The sequence below is a fragment of the Oleiphilus sp. HI0067 genome (assembly GCF_001635735.1).
On record NZ_LWFI01000281.1, the window covers coordinates 1 to 738 of the forward strand.

Annotated in this window: 1 pseudogene; it reads left to right on the forward strand. The window is 44.9% G+C overall.

Annotation, left to right across the window (positions count from 1 at the left end):
* Positions 1–82 precede the first annotated feature (82 nt).
* Positions 83–738, forward strand: a pseudogene (locus tag A3739_RS03495) (PCRF domain-containing protein); the annotation flags it as partial.

Genomic DNA, 738 nt, shown 5'->3' on the forward strand with positions numbered 1-738 from the left:
TCACAGGCCGCTATGTATTGGCGGTAATCGTAGCAAAAGTGTAGAATACGCGCCTTTTTACGATTGCCCTCAAGGACTGTGAATGCTTGAAGTAAATCCTATTGTTCAGAAGATTAAAGAAATGCTCGAGCGTGTTGTAACGCTTAGGGGGTATCTTTGACTTCGATACCAAAAATGAGCGCTTAGTTGAAGTTACGCGCGAGCTAGAAGATCCTGCTGTCTGGGACAATCCCGAAAATGCGCAAGCGCTTGGTAAAGAGCGTTCAAGTCTCGAAGCTGTTGTCACTACCATCGAAGATTTAGAAAGCGGATTGAATGACTGCCAAGACCTATTAGATATGGCGGTTGAAGAGCAAGACGAGGACGCTGTGAACGACGTTCAAAGTGAAATCGAAAGCTTAGAAGAAAAGCTAGCTACTCTTGAGTTCCGTCGTATGTTCTCTGGCGAAATGGATCCCAATAACGCGTACTTAGATATTCAATCTGGTTCGGGCGGTACTGAAGCACAAGATTGGGCATCGATGATTATGCGCATGTATTTGCGTTGGGGTGAGCAAAAAGGGTTTAAAACTGAGTTAGTTGAAGTGTCTGATGGAGAGGTCGCAGGTATTAAAAGTGCGACCATTCAATTCACAGGTGAATATGCTTTCGGCTGGCTCAGAACAGAAACAGGTGTGCATCGCCTAGTTCGTAAATCACCTTTTGATTCGGGAAATCGTCGCCATACTTCATTTGCTT